This is a genomic window from Ectopseudomonas alcaliphila (assembly GCF_900101755.1).
Lineage (GTDB): Bacteria > Pseudomonadota > Gammaproteobacteria > Pseudomonadales > Pseudomonadaceae > Aquipseudomonas > Aquipseudomonas alcaliphila.
The window spans coordinates 390,362-409,787 of sequence record NZ_FNAE01000001.1; the positions used below are offsets into that span (position 1 = coordinate 390,362).

The 19,426-nt window shown below is 63.6% G+C and carries 19 protein-coding genes; 7 read left to right on the plus strand and 12 right to left on the minus strand.

Annotation, left to right across the window (positions count from 1 at the left end):
• The first annotated feature begins 156 nt into the window (after positions 1–156).
• A complete protein-coding gene (locus tag BLR77_RS01865; RefSeq protein WP_074675198.1) occupies positions 157–783 on the plus strand; it encodes a LysE family translocator in 627 nt (208 codons plus the stop codon).
• Positions 784–807: 24 nt separating this feature from the next.
• Here BLR77_RS01865 and BLR77_RS01870 read toward each other — a convergent pair whose 3' ends face one another.
• Positions 808–1,107, minus strand: coding sequence for a chorismate mutase (locus tag BLR77_RS01870; protein WP_074675199.1), 300 nt, complete (start codon positions 1,105–1,107; stop codon positions 808–810).
• Positions 1,108–1,341: 234 nt separating this feature from the next.
• On the opposite strand from BLR77_RS01870, the gene BLR77_RS01875 reads away from it, so the two are divergent.
• Both BLR77_RS01875 and BLR77_RS01880 read left to right on the plus strand, forming a co-directional pair.
• Positions 1,342–1,887 (plus strand): hypothetical protein, encoded by a 546-nt coding sequence (locus BLR77_RS01875; protein WP_074675200.1) that lies wholly within the window; start codon positions 1,342–1,344, stop codon positions 1,885–1,887.
• 203 nt (positions 1,888–2,090) lie between these two features.
• Entirely contained in the window at positions 2,091–2,651 is a 561-nt protein-coding gene (locus BLR77_RS01880; RefSeq protein ID WP_074675201.1) for a type 1 glutamine amidotransferase domain-containing protein, read from the plus strand.
• A gap of 12 nt (positions 2,652–2,663) precedes the next feature.
• Here the strand turns inward: BLR77_RS01880 and BLR77_RS01885 are convergent, their stop codons facing one another.
• Complete coding sequence (locus BLR77_RS01885) at positions 2,664–4,337, minus strand: sensor domain-containing diguanylate cyclase (protein ID WP_074675202.1); 1,674 nt, start codon at positions 4,335–4,337, stop codon at positions 2,664–2,666.
• A 345-nt stretch (positions 4,338–4,682) separates the two neighbouring features.
• On the opposite strand from BLR77_RS01885, the gene BLR77_RS01890 reads away from it, so the two are divergent.
• On the plus strand, positions 4,683–6,737 hold the full coding sequence (locus BLR77_RS01890) for a TonB-dependent receptor (RefSeq protein WP_074675203.1): 2,055 nt from the start codon (positions 4,683–4,685) through the stop codon (positions 6,735–6,737).
• Between the two features lie 189 nt (positions 6,738–6,926).
• Here BLR77_RS01890 and BLR77_RS01895 read toward each other — a convergent pair whose 3' ends face one another.
• Positions 6,927–8,066: an acetyltransferase domain-containing protein gene (locus BLR77_RS01895; protein WP_074675204.1), complete on the minus strand. Its 1,140-nt coding sequence runs from the start codon at positions 8,064–8,066 to the stop codon at positions 6,927–6,929.
• Between the two features lie 205 nt (positions 8,067–8,271).
• Here BLR77_RS01895 and BLR77_RS01900 point away from each other — a divergent pair, with 205 nt between their 5' ends.
• Positions 8,272–10,008 carry a S8/S53 family peptidase gene (locus BLR77_RS01900; RefSeq protein WP_394328040.1) on the plus strand — a complete coding sequence of 579 codons (1,737 nt, stop codon included), beginning with the start codon at positions 8,272–8,274 and terminating at the stop codon, positions 10,006–10,008.
• A 7-nt stretch (positions 10,009–10,015) separates the two neighbouring features.
• On the opposite strand, the gene BLR77_RS01905 is transcribed toward BLR77_RS01900, so the two are convergent.
• The 4 genes from BLR77_RS01905 to BLR77_RS01920 form a co-directional block, all read right to left on the minus strand.
• The gene (locus BLR77_RS01905; protein ID WP_074675206.1) at positions 10,016–10,339 is read right to left on the minus strand and encodes a low molecular weight protein tyrosine phosphatase family protein; all 324 of its coding nucleotides are present in this window, start codon (positions 10,337–10,339) and stop codon (positions 10,016–10,018) included.
• Positions 10,336–10,866 carry a GNAT family N-acetyltransferase gene (locus tag BLR77_RS01910; protein ID WP_074675207.1) on the minus strand — a complete coding sequence of 177 codons (531 nt, stop codon included), beginning with the start codon at positions 10,864–10,866 and terminating at the stop codon, positions 10,336–10,338. The genes BLR77_RS01905 and BLR77_RS01910 overlap by 4 nt, the downstream gene beginning before the upstream one ends.
• Positions 10,867–10,930: 64 nt before the next feature.
• Complete coding sequence (locus BLR77_RS01915; RefSeq protein ID WP_074675208.1) at positions 10,931–11,500, minus strand: DUF1285 domain-containing protein; 570 nt, start codon at positions 11,498–11,500, stop codon at positions 10,931–10,933.
• 92 nt (positions 11,501–11,592) lie between these two features.
• Complete coding sequence (locus BLR77_RS01920) at positions 11,593–12,195, minus strand: DUF4823 domain-containing protein (protein ID WP_074675209.1); 603 nt, start codon at positions 12,193–12,195, stop codon at positions 11,593–11,595.
• 316 nt (positions 12,196–12,511) lie between these two features.
• On the opposite strand from BLR77_RS01920, the gene BLR77_RS01925 reads away from it, so the two are divergent.
• Complete coding sequence (locus BLR77_RS01925) at positions 12,512–13,588, plus strand: ArsO family NAD(P)H-dependent flavin-containing monooxygenase (RefSeq protein ID WP_074675210.1); 1,077 nt, start codon at positions 12,512–12,514, stop codon at positions 13,586–13,588.
• Between the two features lie 16 nt (positions 13,589–13,604).
• On the opposite strand, the gene arsJ is transcribed toward BLR77_RS01925, so the two are convergent.
• From arsJ to BLR77_RS25790, 5 genes are all read right to left on the minus strand, one after another.
• Positions 13,605–14,834: an organoarsenical effux MFS transporter ArsJ gene (gene arsJ, locus BLR77_RS01930; RefSeq protein ID WP_074675211.1), complete on the minus strand. Its 1,230-nt coding sequence runs from the start codon at positions 14,832–14,834 to the stop codon at positions 13,605–13,607.
• 233 nt (positions 14,835–15,067) lie between these two features.
• Positions 15,068–16,072: an ArsJ-associated glyceraldehyde-3-phosphate dehydrogenase gene (locus tag BLR77_RS01935; RefSeq protein ID WP_074675212.1), complete on the minus strand. Its 1,005-nt coding sequence runs from the start codon at positions 16,070–16,072 to the stop codon at positions 15,068–15,070.
• A gap of 13 nt (positions 16,073–16,085) precedes the next feature.
• Positions 16,086–16,586 carry a cyclin-dependent kinase inhibitor 3 family protein gene (locus BLR77_RS01940; protein ID WP_074675213.1) on the minus strand — a complete coding sequence of 167 codons (501 nt, stop codon included), beginning with the start codon at positions 16,584–16,586 and terminating at the stop codon, positions 16,086–16,088.
• 18 nt (positions 16,587–16,604) lie between these two features.
• Complete coding sequence (arsH, locus tag BLR77_RS01945) at positions 16,605–17,318, minus strand: arsenical resistance protein ArsH (protein WP_074675214.1); 714 nt, start codon at positions 17,316–17,318, stop codon at positions 16,605–16,607.
• Between the two features lie 50 nt (positions 17,319–17,368).
• Positions 17,369–18,145 (minus strand): metalloregulator ArsR/SmtB family transcription factor, encoded by a 777-nt coding sequence (locus BLR77_RS25790; protein ID WP_074675215.1) that lies wholly within the window; start codon positions 18,143–18,145, stop codon positions 17,369–17,371.
• 106 nt (positions 18,146–18,251) lie between these two features.
• Between BLR77_RS25790 and arsB the strand changes: the two genes are divergently transcribed.
• A complete protein-coding gene (gene arsB, locus BLR77_RS01955; protein ID WP_074675216.1) occupies positions 18,252–19,322 on the plus strand; it encodes an ACR3 family arsenite efflux transporter in 1,071 nt (356 codons plus the stop codon).
• Positions 19,323–19,426: the final 104 nt, after the last annotated feature.

A 19,426-nucleotide genomic window follows, 5' to 3' on the forward strand; every position in this document is an offset into this window, starting at 1 on the left:
CTCGTTCGTACCCAACGAGTGGCTTCCTGCTGTGTTTACCGTTCGGCAGTTGTGGTGAATTTCCAGCCACGATGGTTTGCCCCGGCTAATTACGCTGCGCTAGTGTCAGCCTTCCGTGGGGGCGGAGCCCTCGTTCATTTCGGCATGGAGGTGTGCATGTTCCCTATTGATACCTGGCTGGCTTATACGGGCGCCTGCATTTTGCTGGTGCTGGCTCCCGGCCCGGACAATCTGTTGGCGGTGGCGCGCGGGCTCGGCCAGGGGCGCCTTGCCGCCATCGTTTCAGGCATGGCGTCGGGCACCGGGATTCTGTTTCACGTGCTGGCGGCATCGCTGGGGCTGACATTGCTGATGCAGACGTCGGAGCTGGCGTTCTGGCTGATCAAGTGCATCGGCGCTGGTTATCTGCTCTGGCTGGGCATCAAGGTGCTGCGCACGCGCAACCTGATCAGCTTTCGCTCCGTGACTCGGCAATCGCTGCCGAGCATCTTTCTCACCGGTTTTCTGTCCGCCGCGCTCAACCCCAAGCCGGGCTTTTTCGTGCTGGCATTCATCCCGCAGTTCGTCGATCCGCAACGCGGTTCGGTGAGCACGCAGATGCTGGTTTACGGCCTGTGGTTCGCGGTGCTGACAGCTGTGGGCTTCGCACTGATGGGTGTGTTCGCCACCTCGCTGTCGCGCTATCTGCAAGCGCGGCCACGGGTGGTGAAGGGTTTGAACCTGGGTGCTGGGATGACCTTCGTAGCCTCCGGCGTATCGGTGGCGACTCTGAGCCAGCGTTAGGCTCAGCGTAAGCGGTGGCGCCGCTCAGGCATCTGCGTCCAACGCAGCATGGGTACGCAGTTCCTCTTCAATGAATGCGGCGATCATCGCTCGGTAAACCTGCTCCACGACCGCTGCCGAGGCGCCGCGCTCATCGGCTAGTGTGCGCACCTTGGCGATAACCTGCTCGACGCGCGCAGGGGCGCGAACATCCGCACTGTCTTTCTTGAAGCGCGCCGCCTGGGCGACGAAGCCACCGCGCTGGGCGATGAGGTCGACCATGGCGCGGTCGATCTGGTCGATGCGCTCGCGCACCTCTTCAAGGGATTTGCATTGCACGTCCATATGACGATTTCCTGTGGTGCTTCGAATGGGGCCAGTCACGTTAGTCAGCATGGCGCCATGCGTCCAGCGCAAATGCCCGCCGGCTTACGCCTGCGGCTGGGGTGCCACGCCCCGTGCGTGGCATGCCGGCCCAATAAAAACAGTGAATGACTGAAGGTCTCGCGGTCTAACTCGTCAGCCCCCTAGCGGCTGCTCGTCTGCCGGGCAGGCCCATCCAACAGTCGAGCGACATCGATGAAAACCTCGCGAATCATTACCTCCGACATCCATGACCCACTGCGTGAGAAACAGGCGGAGTTGCTGATATTCGGTACGCCGAAGGAGCGGCTCGATTTCTATCGCCGGGAAATTCAGTACGAAACCAGCCTGCTGGCCGGGCGCACCAACTCCTATCTGACGGCGCAGTCGTTTCTGGTGATCGCCTATGCATCGTCCATGGCCAACTCGAACGCCAACTGGGGGGCGGTGTTCACCTTGGTAGTCCCTGCGCTGTTTACGCTATTGGGCATCATCAACTCTCTGCACGCCTGGCCTGGGATCAGGGCCTCCGCCACGATCATCGAACACTGGCACTACAAGCAGGAGCAGCTGTTGCGCAGCGATCCCGAGTTCGGCCATGCCTATGATGATTCGCCGCTGTTCAGCGAGCAGGAGGCGAGCCGAGAAAGTACCTACAAATCGCTGATGTTCTTTCTACGTTCCCCCTGGCTGTTCATCGTTTTCTGGAGCGTGCTGGGCGTGTTTTCCATCTGGTTGCAGCTGCCCTCGGCCAACCTGTGAGCCAGCCCTGCGAGGGTTAACCAGGCGTGAGCTGCGCCACAGCCCGGCACCGAGTCGCAGCGGACGCCGGCACGATGACGCTTTGGCCTGCGCGCAATCAGTTCGAACTTCTGCACCTCACGCTTTTCAATCCTGATGCATGCCGCGTTCACCAACGCGGTCATTCAGCGCGCCCGCGCGGCGCATCAGCGGAGGTATCGATCATGAATTCGAATCTGCAAGGCAAGAAGGTACTGTTCATCACCGCCAACAGCGGCATCGAGCGCGACGAGCTGCTCAAGCCGATGCAGGCATTGAAGGACCAGGGCGCCAGCGTCACCCACGCCAGCGTCAAGGGCGGCAAGGCCGAGACCTGGCTGAAGGACAGCGAGAAGGACGTTACCGTGCAGTCCGACACCCAGCTCAAGGGTGTGGGCGCGGCGGACTACGATCTGCTGGTGATCCCTGGCGGCACGGTGAACGCCGACAACCTGCGCCAGGATGAAGATGCACAGCGTCTGGTGCAGGAGTTTCGTGACGCCGGCAAGACGGTCGCGGCGATCTGCCATGGCCCCTGGCTGCTGATCGATGCCGGCGTGGTACAGGGCAAGGTGATGACGTCGTATTCCAGCGTGCGCCTGGACCTGGCCAACGCCGGTGCAAGCTGGGTGGACGCCGAAGTGCAGGTGTGCCCCGGGCAGAACTGGACGCTGATCACGTCGCGCAATCCGGGCGACATTGCGGCATTCAACGAGGCGATCAGCCAGGCATTGCTGGCGGCCTGAGCGAGCCGCGGGTCAGTGATACTCGATGCGATTACGCCCGCCGCGCTTGGCGCAGTAAAGGGCAATATCGCTGCGCGACAAGGCGGCCTCGACGCTGGCATCACTGGCGTTGAGCGATGAGATGCCAACGCTGACGGCGAGGAAGATCGGCTCCCCGGCATGCAGGATCGGCGACCTGGCCAGTTCATTCTGGATGCGCGTGGCGAAGTTTCTGGCCTTGTCCAGATTCGCCTCGCTGAGCACCACGGCGAACTCCTCGCCACCCAGGCGTCCGGCGGTGTCGGTCTTGCGCAGCTGACTGCTGAGAATGCCCGCGAAATGGCGCAAGGCCTGGTCGCCGACGTTGTGGCCCCAGCGGTCGTTGATGGTCTTGAAGTAGTCCAGGTCGAACATCAGGATCGCCGCGCTCTGCTCGGGGCTGCGCTGCAGGCGCGCCAGCTCGGCCTCGAGCTGACACATGAAGTGCCGGCGGTTGGCGAGTTGGGTGAGAAAGTCGGTGGTGGCAAAAGCCTGCAGCTCGGCCTCGATCTGCTTGCGCTCGGTCAAGTCGGTCATGAAACCATGCCAGATCACGCTGCCGTCTTCTTCGCGGCGCGGGCAGGCTTCGCCTTGGCACCAGGCGATTTCGCGCCCCGGCACCTGCACGCGGAATTCCAGATGCCAGGGTGTCAGTTGCTCGGCCGACAGCTGGAAGGAATCGATGAAAGCCTTGCGGTCATCCGGGTGGACGATGTCGGTCAGCGCCTGGGCATCCTGCATCAGCTGCATGGCACTGAGGCCACAGATGGCTTGCGCGCCGGCGCTGACATAGGTGAAGGCGGACGTGCCGTCGGCCTGCCTACGGTACTGGAAGACCATGCCGGGGATTTCGTTGGTCAGGTCGGTCATCAGGGTGGCGGTCAGCTGCACCTGCTCGGACAGCCGCCGCATGGCGGTGATGTCGGTGGTGGTGCCGACCATCCGCAGCGGTTTGCCGTGCTTGTCGCGCTCGACCACCTTGCCGCGGCTGCACACCCATTTGTACTGGCCGTCGCGGCAACGCAGGCGGTGCTCGACTTCATAGGCCTCGGTGCGCTGATCCAGATGCGCCTGGATGGTCGCACGCACGTAGTCGAGGTCAGCGGGATGTACGCGGGTGTAACTCTCTTCGATGCGATTGCCGATTTCATGCTCGGCGTAACCGAGCAGCGCCTTCCAACTGCTGGAGTAATGGATTTCGCCGGTGGCGACATTGCGATCCCAGATGCCGGTGCCGCTGCCGGAGATGGCCAGCGCCATGCGTCGTTCGCTATCGCGCAGGGCGGCAATCTCATGACGCTGCCGAGCTTCGTCCGCTGCGCGCACCAGCAGATCGAGAGCCAGGGCGGCGAAGTCCTGCAGGGCTTCGCGCTGTTTGGCGTCGAGTTGATGCGGCTGGTCAAAATGCAGGTAGAGCGTGCCGAGCGGGGTGTCTGCTTGCGCCTGCAGTGGCCAGACGAGCGTATTGGGCGTGGTTTCGCTGATGCCGATGATCCTGGTCAGTCGCGTCTCGCTCAGCCCAGGGCTGGCCCAGATATGGCGCGCAGAACCGGTCCCGGAAACCAGCACGGCGGCCGAGTCGAAATAACGGCTAACCAGGCGCACGACCCCGTCGAGCTGCTCATCATTGGCACTGTTGGGCACATTGACCGAATACAGGGGCTGCATAGTGATTCTGCTTGGATAGAAATCCAGAAGGCGCCTGATATTGATACGCCATTGGCGGGCTGACGTCTAATCGTTCGTGCAGGTCAGGCCGCTGTTCATCGGCCTTTGCACCGCATGCTCACCCACCGAGAGCTCTAGCCAGGGCTTTGTCTGGCCGTGGCAGCTTGATTGCGAGCTGGCTGAGCGCATTAAAATTGTTATGATATAACGTCTTTATAAAAGACAATTCGTCGATACGTTCCGGTCAACCGGACAACCCGTTGCCGCCTGGAGACTCGCCAGCCCGCGCAGCAGACCAGCGCAACACCCTCCCCTCACTTAGAAAACGCAACGCTAGGAATCACCATGAAAGCCACCTCGGCCTCCCTCGCCGTCATGACCGCCCTGGTCACGCCTCAGATTCACGCGGCTTCGTCCGGCAACTCCACCGTTTCGCTCGGCTCGGTCTACATCACCCCCGAGGCCAGCGGCACGCTGCGCACCGACAGCATCCTGAGCTCGGTCGACATCATGGGCAGCGACAAGATCGAGGACAAAACCGTGATGAACAGCTGGGAACTGGTGGGCCAGATGCCCGGCATCCAGCTGACCGAAACGCGCATGGGCGCCGAATCGGGCAAGGTGACCTTCCGCGCCTTCAACGGCGAGGGTTACATCAACGGCATCAAGACCCTGATCGACGGCGTGCCGAGCAACGTCAACAGCGGCAACCAGCGTTTCATCGACATGGTCTTCCCGCTGGATATGGAGTACATCGAAGTGGTGCGCGGCACCAACGACCCGCGCTACGGCCTGCACAACATCGGCGGCAACATCAATTTCGTCACCCGTCAGGGCGGCAACTACACCGATGGCCGCCTGACCTACGGCAGCTTCAATACCCGCGAATTCCAGCTGGCGGTGGGCCATGAAGAAGGCAACTTCGCGCAGAACTACTTCCTGGCCAAGCAGGACTCCGACGGTTTCCGTGACCACAGCGACTCCAACAAATATTCCTTGGGCGGCAAGTGGTTCGTCAGCGATGACGAGCAGACCATGAAGCTCGGCGTGGTCGCCCGCCTCTACCACCACGAGGCCGAGGAACCGGGCTTTCTTACCGCACAGGAGCTGGCCGCCAGCCGTAAGCGGTCGCCGGCGAAGAACGCCAACGACGGCGACGACCGCGACATGAAGCACCTCAGCGTGCATGCCGACTTCCAGCTCAGCGACGACCTGAGCCTGAGCAACAAGCTGTACTACAACAGCTACGACGATGACCGCACCGTGACCTTCACCGACTACCCGGTCGGCAACGCCCCGCGCCAACGCCGCCAGTGGGAGGAACGCCAGACCGGCGTGCTGAGCAACCTGACCTGGCGCGCGCATGAGACGCTCACCCTCGACGGCGGCATCAACTACGAGCAGCAGAACAACGAGTACCGCCGCTACCGCTACGACTTCGGCATCCCCACCGATTTCGACGCGCCGCCGGCGCGCACACAGAACGACGACAGCTACACGCTGTACAACACCGGCGCCTATGCCCAGGCCATCATCCAGCCCATCGAGCAGTTGAAGATCATCCCGGCTTACCGGGTGGACAAGTTCTCCGGTAATACCGAGCTGATGAACGGCGAGAAGGCCGAGCTGCAGGACTACGGCTGGATCGAGCAGCCCAAGCTCAGCGTGGTGTACAGCGTCACCCCGGATGTGAATGTGTACGCCAACTGGGGCCGTACCTTCCAGATTCTCACTGGCTCGACCGCACCGGCGTACATGAGCGCCGGCCAGGCGTCGTACAAACCGTCGATCAACACCGGCAAGGAAGTGGGCGTGAAGTTCAAACCGTTCGCCGGCTCGGAAGCGCGCATCGCCGTGTGGCAACAGGACGCCACCGATGAGGTTTCCAACATGCCCGCGACCGGCACCACGGTCGGCCTCGGCGAAACCCGACGTCGCGGCATCGACATGCAGCTCACCGCACAATTGAACGATCAGTGGACTGTGTGGGGCTCGCACGCCATTCAGGAGGCCAAGGTGGTCAGCGCCTTTACCGACGGCGGTCGCTCGCTGGCAGGCACCGAGGTGATCTCCACGCCGCGCTACATCAGCAATGCCGGCGTCGACTATCAGTTCAACGACGCCTGGCGCTTCGGCCTGCAAGCTCGCGCACAGGGCGATTACTACATCGACACGCTCAACGAACAGGGCAAGTACGGCGGCTTCGCAGTGCTCGATGCCAACGTGCGCTATCAGGTATCGGCCACCACCAGCCTCGACCTGCAACTGAAGAACCTGACCGACCGCGATTACGAGTACGTATGGTTCGACAACTTCTTCTGGGCCGCTGGCGACGAACAGCCAATGTTCTCCCCCGCTCCGGGCCGCTCGGCCTATCTGTCGGTGAATATGAAGCTGTAGATTCTGGCCTGAAGCCAAATCAGTAGGAGCCGGCTTGCCGGCGATCGCGTCAGTCAGCCATCGCCCGCAAGCGGGCTCCTACAACGCACGACATCGTGCCAATGCCGAGCGAACGTAGGGTGCGCCGTGCGCACCGGATATTTTCGAGGTGCCCGTTGGTGCGCACGGCGCACCCTACGTCAGAGGCTCTCAGAGGTACTTCAACCAGCGAATATCCCGCCGCCGCGCCTTGAGCCGGGCGAACCATTGCGTGGCCGGGAACAGCACCAGCGCCAGCAGCAAGGTCGCAGCCCAGACCCAGGCCATCGAGTCGAAGCCGAAGTAATGCCCATGGTTGGCGCCCCAGAGGGCGAAGGCGGCGATGTAGAGCAGCTTCAGCACATACAGGTGCAGCAGGTAGAAGAACATCGGCGCACTGCCGAACACAGCCAGGGTGCGCACCATGCGCCCGTCGTTGCGGCGCTCGAAGCAGGCCAGCAGCAACAGGCCGATGCCCAGCGTCAGCGCCAGGAACAGCAGCGACGGCGGGTACTTGGTGATATTCAGCAGGCTCATCAACGTCTGCAGCCCGGTCTCCCCGACCGCCCAGGGTTTCTCGCCATAGCCGTTGACCAGGCGCAGCCCCACGAACAACACCAGCGCGCCGAGGCCGGCCCGCTGCAGCCGTTGCAAACGCTGCTGGGGGTCGCGCGAGCTGCGGAACCAGGGACCGATCACATAACCCAGGGCGATAACCCCGATCCAGGGCAAGACCGGATAGGAGGTGCGCAGACGCAGCGAGTCGGAGAACTCGATCCAGCCACGGTCATGCAACACCGCCCAGGGGATGTGCAGCGCCGACTCGGGACCGAAGTGCAGCCCATCGAGCAGGTTGTGCCCGGCCACCAGCAGCAGGCCCAGCGCCGCCAGCCACACGCGTGGCAGCCACAACAGCAGGGAGAGCGCCAGCATGCTCAGGCCGATGGCCCAGATCACCTGCAGGTAGATCACCGTGGGCGGGAACTGGAAGGTCCAGGCGAAGTTGACCAGGATGAACTCCAGCACCACCAGAAACAGCCCGCGCTTGAACAGAAAGGCGCTGGTCGCTGCCCGGCTCATCTGCTTTTCCCCGTAGAGAAACGCCGACAGCCCGGTGAGCAGGATGAACACCGGCGCGCACAGATGTGCCAGGGTGCGGCTGAAGAACAGCGCAGGATCGGTGGCGGTCACGTCCATCGGATCCCCGACCTGCTGGTGCAGGTAGAAGGTTTCGCGGACGTGATCGAGCAACATGAAGAGGATGACCAAGCCGCGCAGGGCGTCGATCGAGAGCAGGCGATTGGAGGACATGGAAGGCTTCGAGTGGGGCGTGAAGGAAACGTAATACTATAACCAAGTTCGTACGCAGCAGCGCCACTGGCGCGCACATGCTCGGTGACCAGCAGGATGCATCCCACCTGAACGAAGCACGCCGATGAAAGTCGGAAAAGCAGGACAATCGCCACGGAGGCCCTGCCCCATGTTGCCCAGCCGCGTTCTTCTGGCCACTTTCATCATGGCTGCGCTCAGCCCGCTTGCCGATGCGCAGGAACCGTTGCGTATCCAGAGCCTGCAACGCTGCGGCGATCTGCTTGCCAGCGAAAGGCAGGACTGGTGCATGCAGGTGCGTGGCCTCGGCGAGAAACTGCCCACACTGCGGCTCGGCGACGACACCCTTCCCGCTTCGGCAGTCAAACGCAGTGGCGATGGCCTGCGCCTGCAGCTGAACAGCAAAGAACATCGCAGCGCACCGCTGTGGCTGGAAGACGGCTCGCGCGCCAGCAACCCGGTGTGGCTGTCGCTGCATCGCAGCCACGTGCTCGCCGCCGGCCCGGATGAAGTGGCGAAGAACATGGATGGCCTGACCACCTATGTCGATCTGGTCAGTCTGCTGATCGAGGAGAGCCACGAAGGTCTCGACGAGGCCAGGCGTCTGGCGAAGAAATACGACGCCGAGGTGGTCGGCGCCATCCCGCCCCTGAACGTCCACCAGTTGCGCCTGCCGGTGCAGAACCTGACCGAGCGCGATGCGCTGGTGCTGCGCATCGGCAATGAAACCAGCGTCGATGCCGTGGTCGTGGAAGAAAGCGCGCCGGAGCGCGGCGAGGAAAGTGAGGCCGCGCGCAAGCCGGCACACAAACCGGAGAAGAACTCCGAGGAATGGGCGGCCAACCGCTTCATGGATGCGGTGAACTATTACCAGCGGCGCATTCCGGCGGGCGATACGCCCATCGAAGCCGGGCCGATCCGCATCGGCGTGATCGAGCGCAACGTCGACTTCGACGCCCCCGACTTCGCCGATTACCTCGGTGCCTGCCCCGACGGCCAGCCGCGCACCTGCGTCTATGCGCGTGACGCCGAAGAGCCGGACAACCACGGCAGCACCGTGGCCGGCATCCTCGCCGCGCACTGGGACAAGGGCGGCAACACCGGTTTCCTGCGCGGGCTGGACAAGGCCAGCCAGGGCTTCGAGGTGATAGTCGAGCGAAACTCGGATGCCGGCATCACCGCCAATATCGCCGCGTCGGTCAACCTGGTGGAAGACGGTGTGCGCGTACTCAACTGGAGCTGGGGCATTCACCGCGTCGGTACGCGCAACGTCGAAGGCGACGAGATCGACTCGCTGGTGCGCTCCGGCATCGCCATGAGCGGCTACGAGGAACTGCTGGAAGAATTCTTCCTGTGGCTGCGTGAGGAACACCCGGACGTGCTGGTGATCAACTCCGCCGGCAATGGCTCGTCCTACTCAGGCAGGGACGAGTACCGCCTGCCCTCCTCGTTCATCACCGAGCAACTGCTGGTGGTCGGCGGGCATCAGCGCAGCAAGAAGGACGAGGTTGAAATCGACGACCCGAGCTACGCGGTCAAACGCAACTCGTCGAACGTCGACATGCGCGTCGACATCACCGCCGCCGCCTGTGCTCGCGCCTCCACCCGTGAAGTCGACGCCACCGGCGAGGTGCATTGCGGCACCTCCTACGCCACGCCGCTGGTAACTGGCGTGGTCGCCGCCATGCTGTCGATCAATCCGCGCCTGCAACCGGAACAGGTGCGCATGCTGTTGCGCCGCAGCGCCATGACCATTGGCGGTGATTACGACTTCGAACCGATGGACGCCGAAGACCTGACCGCGCCGATCCTGCCGTCCGAGCGCAACTACCAAATAAGCGACAAGGACGTGGGCCGCTCGGCGCGGCTGGACATGCAGAAGGCGCTGGACCTGGCGTTACAGAGCCGGGATCGGGTGCGTTGAACCGGGCTCAACGCAACAGCGCGGGCACCTTGCGCTGCAACAGGCTGACCAACTCCGGCTGCATATAGGCGTAGTCATCGGGAATATCCAGGCAGATCACCCGCTTGCCTGCCAGTACCGCCCGGTACTGGCGCGTCAGCTTGCTGCGCTGGTTCTTCTCCATCACGAAAATCAGGGTCGCCCAGTCGAGCTGTTCTGCCGAAACACGCACCTCGGCGTCAGGGGCAAGCCCGGCTGAATCGGTCTCGACATCGGGCCAATCGGCGAATACCCGTTCGGCTGTCGGGCTGCGCAAGCGATTGCGACTGCAGATGAATAAAGCGCGGATCACTCGCCGGAAACCCGCTCGTAGAGTTCGACTGGTTCCAGCTTGCCCTGGCACCCGCACTGACTGTGACCCAGGCCCAGATGGCGGAAACCGGCCTTGAACAGGACACGGCCGGATTGCGGATTGCGCGCCAGGTGGCTGGCGTGCAAACGGCGCAGGCGCAGTTGCTGGAAGGCAAAGTCCACCAGGGCATTGCAGGCTTCGCTGGCGTAGCCACGGCTCCAATAGGGCACGCCGACCCAGTAGCCCACCTCGGCCTCGCCCCGGCCAATATCCATGAGGGCCATGCTGCCGACCAGCTTGCCGCTGTCCGACTCGGTGATGATGAAGTTGGCCGCCGCACCGCTGGCCCAATCCTGCGCGCAGCGTTCGATCCACTGCTGCGCCAGCGCGGGCGGATAGGGATGGGGAATGCTGCGGGTGACATCGGCGATGCGGAAATCACCGGCCAGGCGCTGTATCTCGTCGGCATCCTGCGGCTGCGGCGGGCGCAGCGTCAGGCGTTCGGTTTCGATGCGATGCTCATCCATTTGCGTCTCCTGTCAAACCCGTCGGGTGCGCTGCGCGCACCGGCGCTTCTCCTGAATTGCCCACTCAGACCGGGGACGGCCCGATGGGATAGAACTCCCCGGCACTCCACACGCCCAACCAGGGCTCTCCGCCTATTTCGCGCTCCACCGCCAGTTCCACCAGTTGGTAGAACACGTTGCGGTGAATCAGCGCCTCGAGGTTACGCCGCACCAGAATGTAGGGCGAGGGTTCGAGTGTCGCAGGATCGATCTCCACCCGAATCGGGTGTTCGACGCCGGCCACGACTTCGTCCTCGACATTGGTGGTAAAGCGCAGCACCTGCGCTTCGCCCTCACCTTCCACCTGCAGGGTCACGGCAACGAAGGGCGCATCCTCGACCTGGATGCCGACCTTCTCCACCGGGGTGATCAGGAAATAGTCCTCGCCGTCACGGCGGATGATGGTGGAAAACAGCCGCACCATGGGTTTGCGGCCGATGGGCGTACCCTGGTAATACCAGGTGCCATCGCGGGCGATGCGCATGTCGATATCGCCACAGAAATCGGGGTTCCACAGGTGCACGGGGGGCAGGCCCTTGCCTTCGCCCTTGGGGATCTGCGCCAGCAGGTCGCCGGCCTTGCCTGGATCGCTCATGCTCTCTCCTCGTCCATTGCTGCGAACCGAAGAGGATACACCGTGGCAGCTGTCGCGGCTAAAGCCCCTCCCACGAGGGTAGCCCTCAGCTCTCAGCGCCCGACGCCAATCAGGCTGCGCGCGTAATCATGCAGCGGCGGGCCGATCAGGTCCTGCGGCCGGGCATCGTAGAACGTCAGGAATCCGCCACGGCTGCGAATCCGCGCGGTATCCACCAGGTAGCGGGTGTTGGTTTCGATCAGCATCAGCTGAATCGATGCTCGGTCGGTGCCGAGACGATCCAGTGCTTCCTGATCTTCCCACTCCTCCAGGGTGCCGATACGGTCGTCGCTGTAGGCGAAACGGGCGTACAGCAGGTAGTGCGCGCCAGCAGCACGGGCTTCGGCCATGGCTTCATCCAGGCCTGCCGGCTGACGCGCGCGGCGCACCAGCGGGAAGTATTCGACGAAGCCCTTGAAGGCCTCCTCGGCCACCACATTGGGCCGCGGGTAGCCGTGGCCTGGCGGCACGAAGTGGCCCTGGGCGATGTAGATGAAGGAGTCCTGCTGCAGGCGCCGCGAAGCCATGCGCTCGGTGCGGCCATGGTCGAGAAAACCGGCATCGCGCAGGTGGTACTCGGCGCCACTGGCCAGATCGCTGACCTTCATGCAGCCAGCCAGCCCCAGCAGCGCCACCAGTAGAAGCAGGTTACGCATGAATCCATCCTCCTCATGCCGGTGACGGAAAACCGGCGGATGAGGCGTAGATGCAGGTTCTGCGCCAGCCTCATTCACGTTGGTGTTACCAACGCCTGATGCCGGCTCATCTGCGCTGGATACTTCAGCGTCTCACCGAGGTCAGGGCACTGCTCAATGCCATGGTCCCGCGGTGCTCACCCCGCGCGCTGACAGCCGCATTCTGCCGCTGCTCGCTAACCTTCCCTCAACCAATGGCAGCAGACTTGCCGCACATCACCGTCCCAGGCCCGCATGGCGATAGACTCTCCCTTTCAAATAGCGCAGGAGCCCTCAGATGACCGCTCAATCTGAAGCCATGCACGACGTGGTCATCATCGGTGGCGGCCAGGCCGCTCTGGCGACCGCGTACTTCCTGCGTCGCACTGGTTTGTCATTGGTGATGCTCGATGCCGAGGATGGGCCCGGCGGCGCCTGGCGTCACGGCTGGAATTCCTTGCGACTGTTCTCCCCGGCGACCTGGAGTTCGATTCCCGGCTGGATGATGCCGCCGGTTGAGGATGGCTACCCCACGCGCGATCACGTCGTCGATTACCTTACGCGCTACGAGGAACGCTACCAGTTTGCGGTGCAGCGCCCCGTGCGGGTCACTTCGGTGGAGCGCCTGACGGGGGCGCTGCGCGTGCATGCCGGGCAAGGGCATTGGGACGCCAGGGCGGTGGTCAGCGCCACCGGTACCTGGAGCCATCCGCACATCCCTCACTATCCTGGCAGCGAGCTCTTTGGCGGCCAACAGTTGCACTCGGCCCACTATGTCGAGGCGCAGCCGTTCGCAGGTAAACGGGTGCTGGTGGTGGGCGCTGGCAACTCCGGGGCGCAGATCCTGGCAGAGGTTTCCAAAGTGGCCGACGCCACCTGGGTGACGCCCACCGAGCCGCTGTTTCTGCCCGATGATGTCGATGGTCGCGTGCTGTTCGAACGCGCCACCGAGCGCTGGAAAGCTCAGCAGGAAGGTCGCGTCATCGACCAGCCGGTGGGCGGGCTCGGCGATGTGGTGATGGTGCCGCCCGTGGTCGAGGCGCGGGAGCGCGGCGTGCTGCACGCGGTACGCCCCTTTCAACGCTTCACCCGCGATGGCGTGGTCTGGCCCGATGGCATGCAGAGCGAGGTGGATGTGGTGATCTGGTGTACCGGTTTCAAACCGGCGCTGGAACACCTGGCCAGCCTGGGGCTGATCACCGACGAAGGGCGAATCGAGGTCGACGGTACCCGCGCCGTACAGGAGCCCAGGCTATGGCTGGTGGGCTACGGCGAATGGACCGGCTCGGCCTCGGCCACCCTGATCGGGGTGACCCGCACCGCGCGCAGTACCGCCGCCGAGATCGAGCAGTTCCTGGGCACAGCGCAGGCCTGAAAGCCTCGACAGGTGTTCAGATCTGCCGAGCGGCATCGCGGTGTCTGGGCAAGGCCATGGAGATCAGCGCGGCGGCCAGCACGAACACGCTGGACACCCACAGGCAGGCCTCCAGCCCATAGGTTTGGAAGACCCAGCCCGAAAGCAGCGTGCCGATCAGCCGGCCCAGCGCGTTGGACATGTAGTAGAAGCCCACGTCCAGCGATACGCCGTCCTCCTTGGCGTAGCTGACGATCAGGTAGCTGTGCAGCGAGGAATTCACCGCGAACAGCACGCCGAACAGCATCAGCCCGCCGAGCAAGACCACCTGCGCCGACCAGCCAGTGCCCAGCCCCAACGCGATCAGCGCCGGCAGACCGGCCAGCAGTGCGGCCCAGACGAAAGCCGCGCGGCCGTCCGGCACACGCCCGCTTTGTTTGCCGGTGATGCGCGGGGCAAGCGATTGCACGATGCCGTAGCCGATCACCCAGGCCGCGAGAAAGCCGCCGACCAGCCAGAAGTCCCAGCCGAATACCGAGCTCAGGTACACCGGCAGCGCCACCACGAACCAGACGTCGCGCGCACCGAAGAGAAACAGCCGGGCGGCCGAGAGAATGTTGATCGCCCGGCTCTTGGAGAGCATGTCGCGAAACTTCGGCTTGGCCCTGGCCTTGCCCAGGTCCTTCTTCAGCAACACCAGGCTGGCCAGCCAGATCAGCGCCAGTGCAGCGGCCATCGCCAGCACTGCGCCGGCAAAGCCAAGCACGGCGAGCAGCGCGCCACCGAGGAAGAAGCCGACGCCCTTGAGCGCATTCTTCGAGCCGGTGAGGATCGCCACCCACTTGTACAGCGTGCCCTGCTGACTGTCCGGCACCAGGAGCTTGATCGAGCTCTTGGCGCTCATCTTGTTCAGATCCTTGGCGATACCGGACAGCGCCTGGGCGCCCATGACCCAGGGCACGGTCAACCAGGCAGTCGGCACGGTGAGCATCAACAGCGCTAGCACCTGCAGGCCGAGGCCGATATTCATGGTGCGGTTGAGCCCCAGCCGCGCCCCCAGATAACCACCCACCAGGTTGGTGATCACGCCGAAGATCTCGTAGAACAGAAACAGCGCTGCGATCTGCAGCGGCGTGTAGCCGAGGCTGTGAAAATGCAGCACCACCAACATGCGCAGAGCGCCATCGGTGAGGGTAAAGGCCCAGTAGTTGCCGGTTACCAAGAGGTACTGGCGGATCTCCGGAGAGAGTCGTGCAAGGGCGTGCATGGCGTGATTTCCTGATCGGGCGTTATAGCGGCCGGATGGCTGGCCTCAAGCGTAGGGTGCGCCGCGCGCACCATGGCGCTCCCTAACGGGCATGCGGGCAAGCCGATGATTCGTCCCAGGCAGCAGGAAGGACGCCCCATAAGCCTGTCCTTCCCATGCGGTGCGCTGGCTGGTGCGCACGGCGCACCCTACGAGACTGCAGGTCGCGGCTAAAGCCCCTCCCACAAACCGGGTCAGCCGGCCTGGCCGACCATCCGCGCCAGCTCCACCGCACGGTTGGCATAGCCCCATTCGTTGTCGTACCAGGCATAGATCTTCACCTGGGTACCGGCCACCACCATGGTCGACAGCGCATCGATGATCGAAGAACGCGGATCGGTGCGGTAGTCGATGGACACCAGCGGGCGCTCCTCGTAGCCAAGGATGTTCTTCAGTGGGCCATCGGCGGCGGCCTTGAGCAGCGCGTTGACTTCCTCAGCCGTGGTAGCGCGCTCCACCTCGAACACGCAGTCGGTCAGCGAAGCGTTGGCCAGCGGTACGCGCACGGCATGGCCGTTCAACTTGCCGCGCAGTTCGGGGAAAATCTCGGCAATTGCCGTGGCCGAACCGGTCGTAGTCGGGATCAGGCTCATACCCGAGGCGCGGGCGCGACGCAGATCCTTGTGCGGCTGATCGAGGATGCTCTGCGTGTTGGTCAGGTCGTGGATGGTAGTAATCGAACCATGACGAATGCCCAGCGCCTCGTGGATCACCTTGACCACCGGTGCCAGGCAATTGGTGGTGCAGGACGCCGCTGTGACGATGCGGTGCTGCGCCGGGTCGAACAGATGCTGGTTGACGCCCATCACCACGTTCAGCGCGCCCTGCTCCTTGACCGGCGCGCAGACCACCACGCGCCCCACGCCCTGGTCCAGATAGCCCTGCAGCACGGCGACCGTCTTCATCTTGCCGCTGGCCTCGAGCACCAGGTCGCAGCCACTCCAGTCGGTGTCGCCGATGGCCTTGTTGGCAGTAACCGCGATGCGCTTGCCGTCGATCACCACGCAGTCGCCGTCGCTGCTTGCCTCATGCTGCCAGCGGCCATGCACCGAGTCGAAGTTGAGCAGGTGCGCGTGGGTAGCAGCGTCGCCTGCCGGGTCGTTGATCTGCACGAACTCAAGTTCGGGCCAGTTCCAGGCGGCACGCAGAGCCAGACGGCCGATGCGGCCAAAACCGTTGATGCCTACTTTGATGGTCATGTCGATGCCTCTGTCAGTGGGTCGTGTCGAACTGGTTGATCCAGTTGACGTGGGCGGGATGCTGGATGGCCTTGGGCCGCAGCGCCTGCACCAGGGCAATGGCCTCACTACGCGCGATGCCGGCTTCGATGAGGATGCGCGCAGCGATCAGGCCGGTACGCCCGGAGCCGCCCTTGCAGTGAATGGCCAGCGAGCGGCCTGCACGCAGGTGCTCGACGATCACCTGGCGGGACGCCCGCCAGCCCTCGCCGAAATCCTCCAGCGGCACCTGCTCGTCGGCCACCGGCAGGTGATACCAGGCCAGATCCAGGGCCTGGCACTGCTGGGCGATCCGTTCGGCGCCGTTGGCGGAAAGCTCGTTGTAGGGCATCAGCGTGATCACACCCGCAGCACCGGCCTGCTTGAGCGCCAGCAGCGCATCTTCGAGCGTGGTTTCGCGGGTGCCAGGGCACGGTGTGAAGATCAGCGTGCCGGCCAGGCCGGGCACCTGTAGCACATCGTATGGATGAGTCATGGCGGGCAGTTCCTTCGCTCAGATGGCGCGCTGATTGACGCGTTTGGACAGTTCTTCGGCCGACTCCTTGCGCTCGGAGTAGCGATCGACCAGGTAGTCGGAGCGATCGCGCAACAGCAGGGTGAACTTGACCAGTTCCTCCATCACATCCACCAGCCGATCGTAGAACGAGGACGGCTTCATCCGGCCGTCCACGTCGAACTCCATGAAGGCCTTGGGCACCGAGGACTGGTTGGGGATGGTGAACATGCGCATCCAACGCCCCAGCACACGCAGTTGGTTGACCACGTTGAACGACTGCGAGCCGCCGCAGACCTGCATCACCGCCAGGGTCTTGCCCTGGGTCGGGCGGACAGCGCCCATGGCCAGCGGCACCCAGTCGATCTGCGCCTTGAACACGGCGGTCATCGCGCCGTGGCGCTCCGGAGAGCACCACACCTGGCCTTCCGACCACTGCATCAGCTCGCGCAGCTCCTGCACCTTGGGATGGCTCTCCGGCGCATCGTCCGGCAACGGCAGGCCGCGCGGGTCGAAGATGCGCGTCTCGGCGCCGAAGTGCTGCAGCAGGCGCGCGGCCTCCTCGGTCAGCAGGCGGCTGAAGGACTTCTCGCGGGTGGAGCCGTACAGCAGCAGGATGCGCGGCGCGTGGGTCGAGGCCGAGTCGATGGTGAGCTTGTCCGCAGTCGGCAGATCGAGCAGTTGCAGCTCGGCGTTGGGTAGGTCGTCTTGCACGGTGTCGCTCCAAAAATGGGTCAGAACAGGATCTTCACGAGGCTCGCCTCTCAGTCACAGGCAGGCTTGCGCCCAGGGCGGTCACGCATCTGCCACAGGCGCTGCACATCCGGGCGCAGCCACTCGGCATTGCTGTCCAGGGTTCGCTTGAGCACATCCCTGACCCACTCGGGCAGGTGCGGATGCAGGCGGTAGTACACCCACTGCCCATTGCGCCGATCTTCCAGCAGACCGCTGCTGCGCAATAGCGCCAGGTGCCGGGAAATCTTCGGCTGAGCCTCTTCCAGCGCGGCGGTCAGCTCGCAGACGCACAGCTCCTGCTCGAGGGTAACGAGCATGGCGATACGCGCTCGCGTCTCATCGGCCAGGCACTTGAACAGCTCAGTGGGGGTCATGCCATCGTTGGCAGCACTGGCTGGCTTGCTCTTGATCAGCACGAACATCTTTATCCGCTCGTGGATCTCGTGCAGGGTCTTGCGATAGGCGTCCTTCTGCGAGCTGGTCGCCGGGTCTTCGAAATTCCAGGCGATGTATTCGCCTGTACCAGGCAGCGCCAGGCACTCCAGCGCAGACTTGTCACATAGCGTGATCACATAGTCGAACGGCTCGCCCGCCAGCTGCTCGACGGACTTGCTGAACAGCCCGGCGGTGGAAACGCCAAGGTGCTCCAGCGCATCGCGGGTGCGCGGGTCTACCTCAGTGGGCGCGGTGCCCGCACTGAAGGCTTCGAAATGTTTGGAGTCGGTATGGCGCAGCAGCGCTTCGGCCATCTGCGAGCGCGACGAGTTGGCCACGCAGAGGAACAGGACACGCTTTTTCTGGCTCATGTTGATTTCCATCAAGGATGCACACGAGCGAATATATTATTTTTCAGATATACAGTAAATCGAATATATTTGAGCCATTCGCCCGTGACGAGGATAGGCAGCGAAGATGACAAATGCGTGCGACACCGCCCTGAAGCAATCCGCAGGCGCGCCCCTGGGTTTCTTCGAACGCTACCTGACCCTGTGGGTGTTCCTCTGTATCGCGGCCGGTACGGTACTCGGCCTGGTCGCTCCGCAGGCCGCCCAGGCGGTGGGCGCCATGGAGATTGCCCAGGTGAACATCCCGGTCGGCGTGCTGATCTGGGTGATGATCATCCCCATGCTGATGAAGATCGACTTCGCCTCGCTGCATGAAGTGCGCGGGCAGAAAGCCGGTATCGGCGTCACCCTGTTCGTCAACTGGGTGGTCAAGCCCTTCTCCATGGCCCTGATCGGCTGGCTGTTCATCAAGATCCTGTTCGCCGACTGGCTGCCGGCCGACCAGCTCGACAGCTACATGGCCGGGCTGATCCTGCTGGGCGCCGCACCCTGTACGGCGATGGTGTTCGTGTGGAGCAACCTGTGCAACGGCAACGCCAACTTCACCATCAGCCAGGTGGCGCTCAACGATCTGGTGATGGTGTTCGCCTTCGCCCCCATCGTCGCCCTGCTGCTCGGCGTATCGTCTATCCCGGTGCCCTGGGACACCCTGCTGCTGTCGGTGGTGATGTACATCGTCATCCCCCTGGCCATCGCCCAGGCCGTGCGCGCCCACCTGCTCAAGCGCGGCAAGCCCGCCTTCGATGCGGCACTGGCGAAAATCTCCCCCTTCTCCATCCTCGCCCTGCTGGCCACCCTGGTGCTGCTGTTCTCCTTTCAGGGCCAGGCCATCGTCGAACAACCGCTGGTGATCGGCATTCTGGCCATGCCTATCCTGCTGCAGACACTGTTCATCGCCGCGCTCGGTTACTGGCTCAACCGCTCACTCAAGGTACGCCATGACGTGGCCGGTCCCTCGACCATGATCGGCGCCTCCAACTTCTTCGAGTTGGCCGTGGCGGTGGCCATCGTGCTCTATGGCTTCGACTCCGGCGCCGCGCTGGCTACCGTAGTCGGTGTGCTGATCGAGGTGCCGGTGATGCTCTGGCTGGTACGCATGGTCAACAAGAGTCGCAGTTGGTACGAGCGGGCCTTGTAGCTTGCAAGCGAGCACGATGCCTCTACACCTGACTAGACGTACAAGTGAACAACCCAGTGAAGAAGACCGCGCCGCATCCGACCTGCACAAGCAGGCCGACGCCT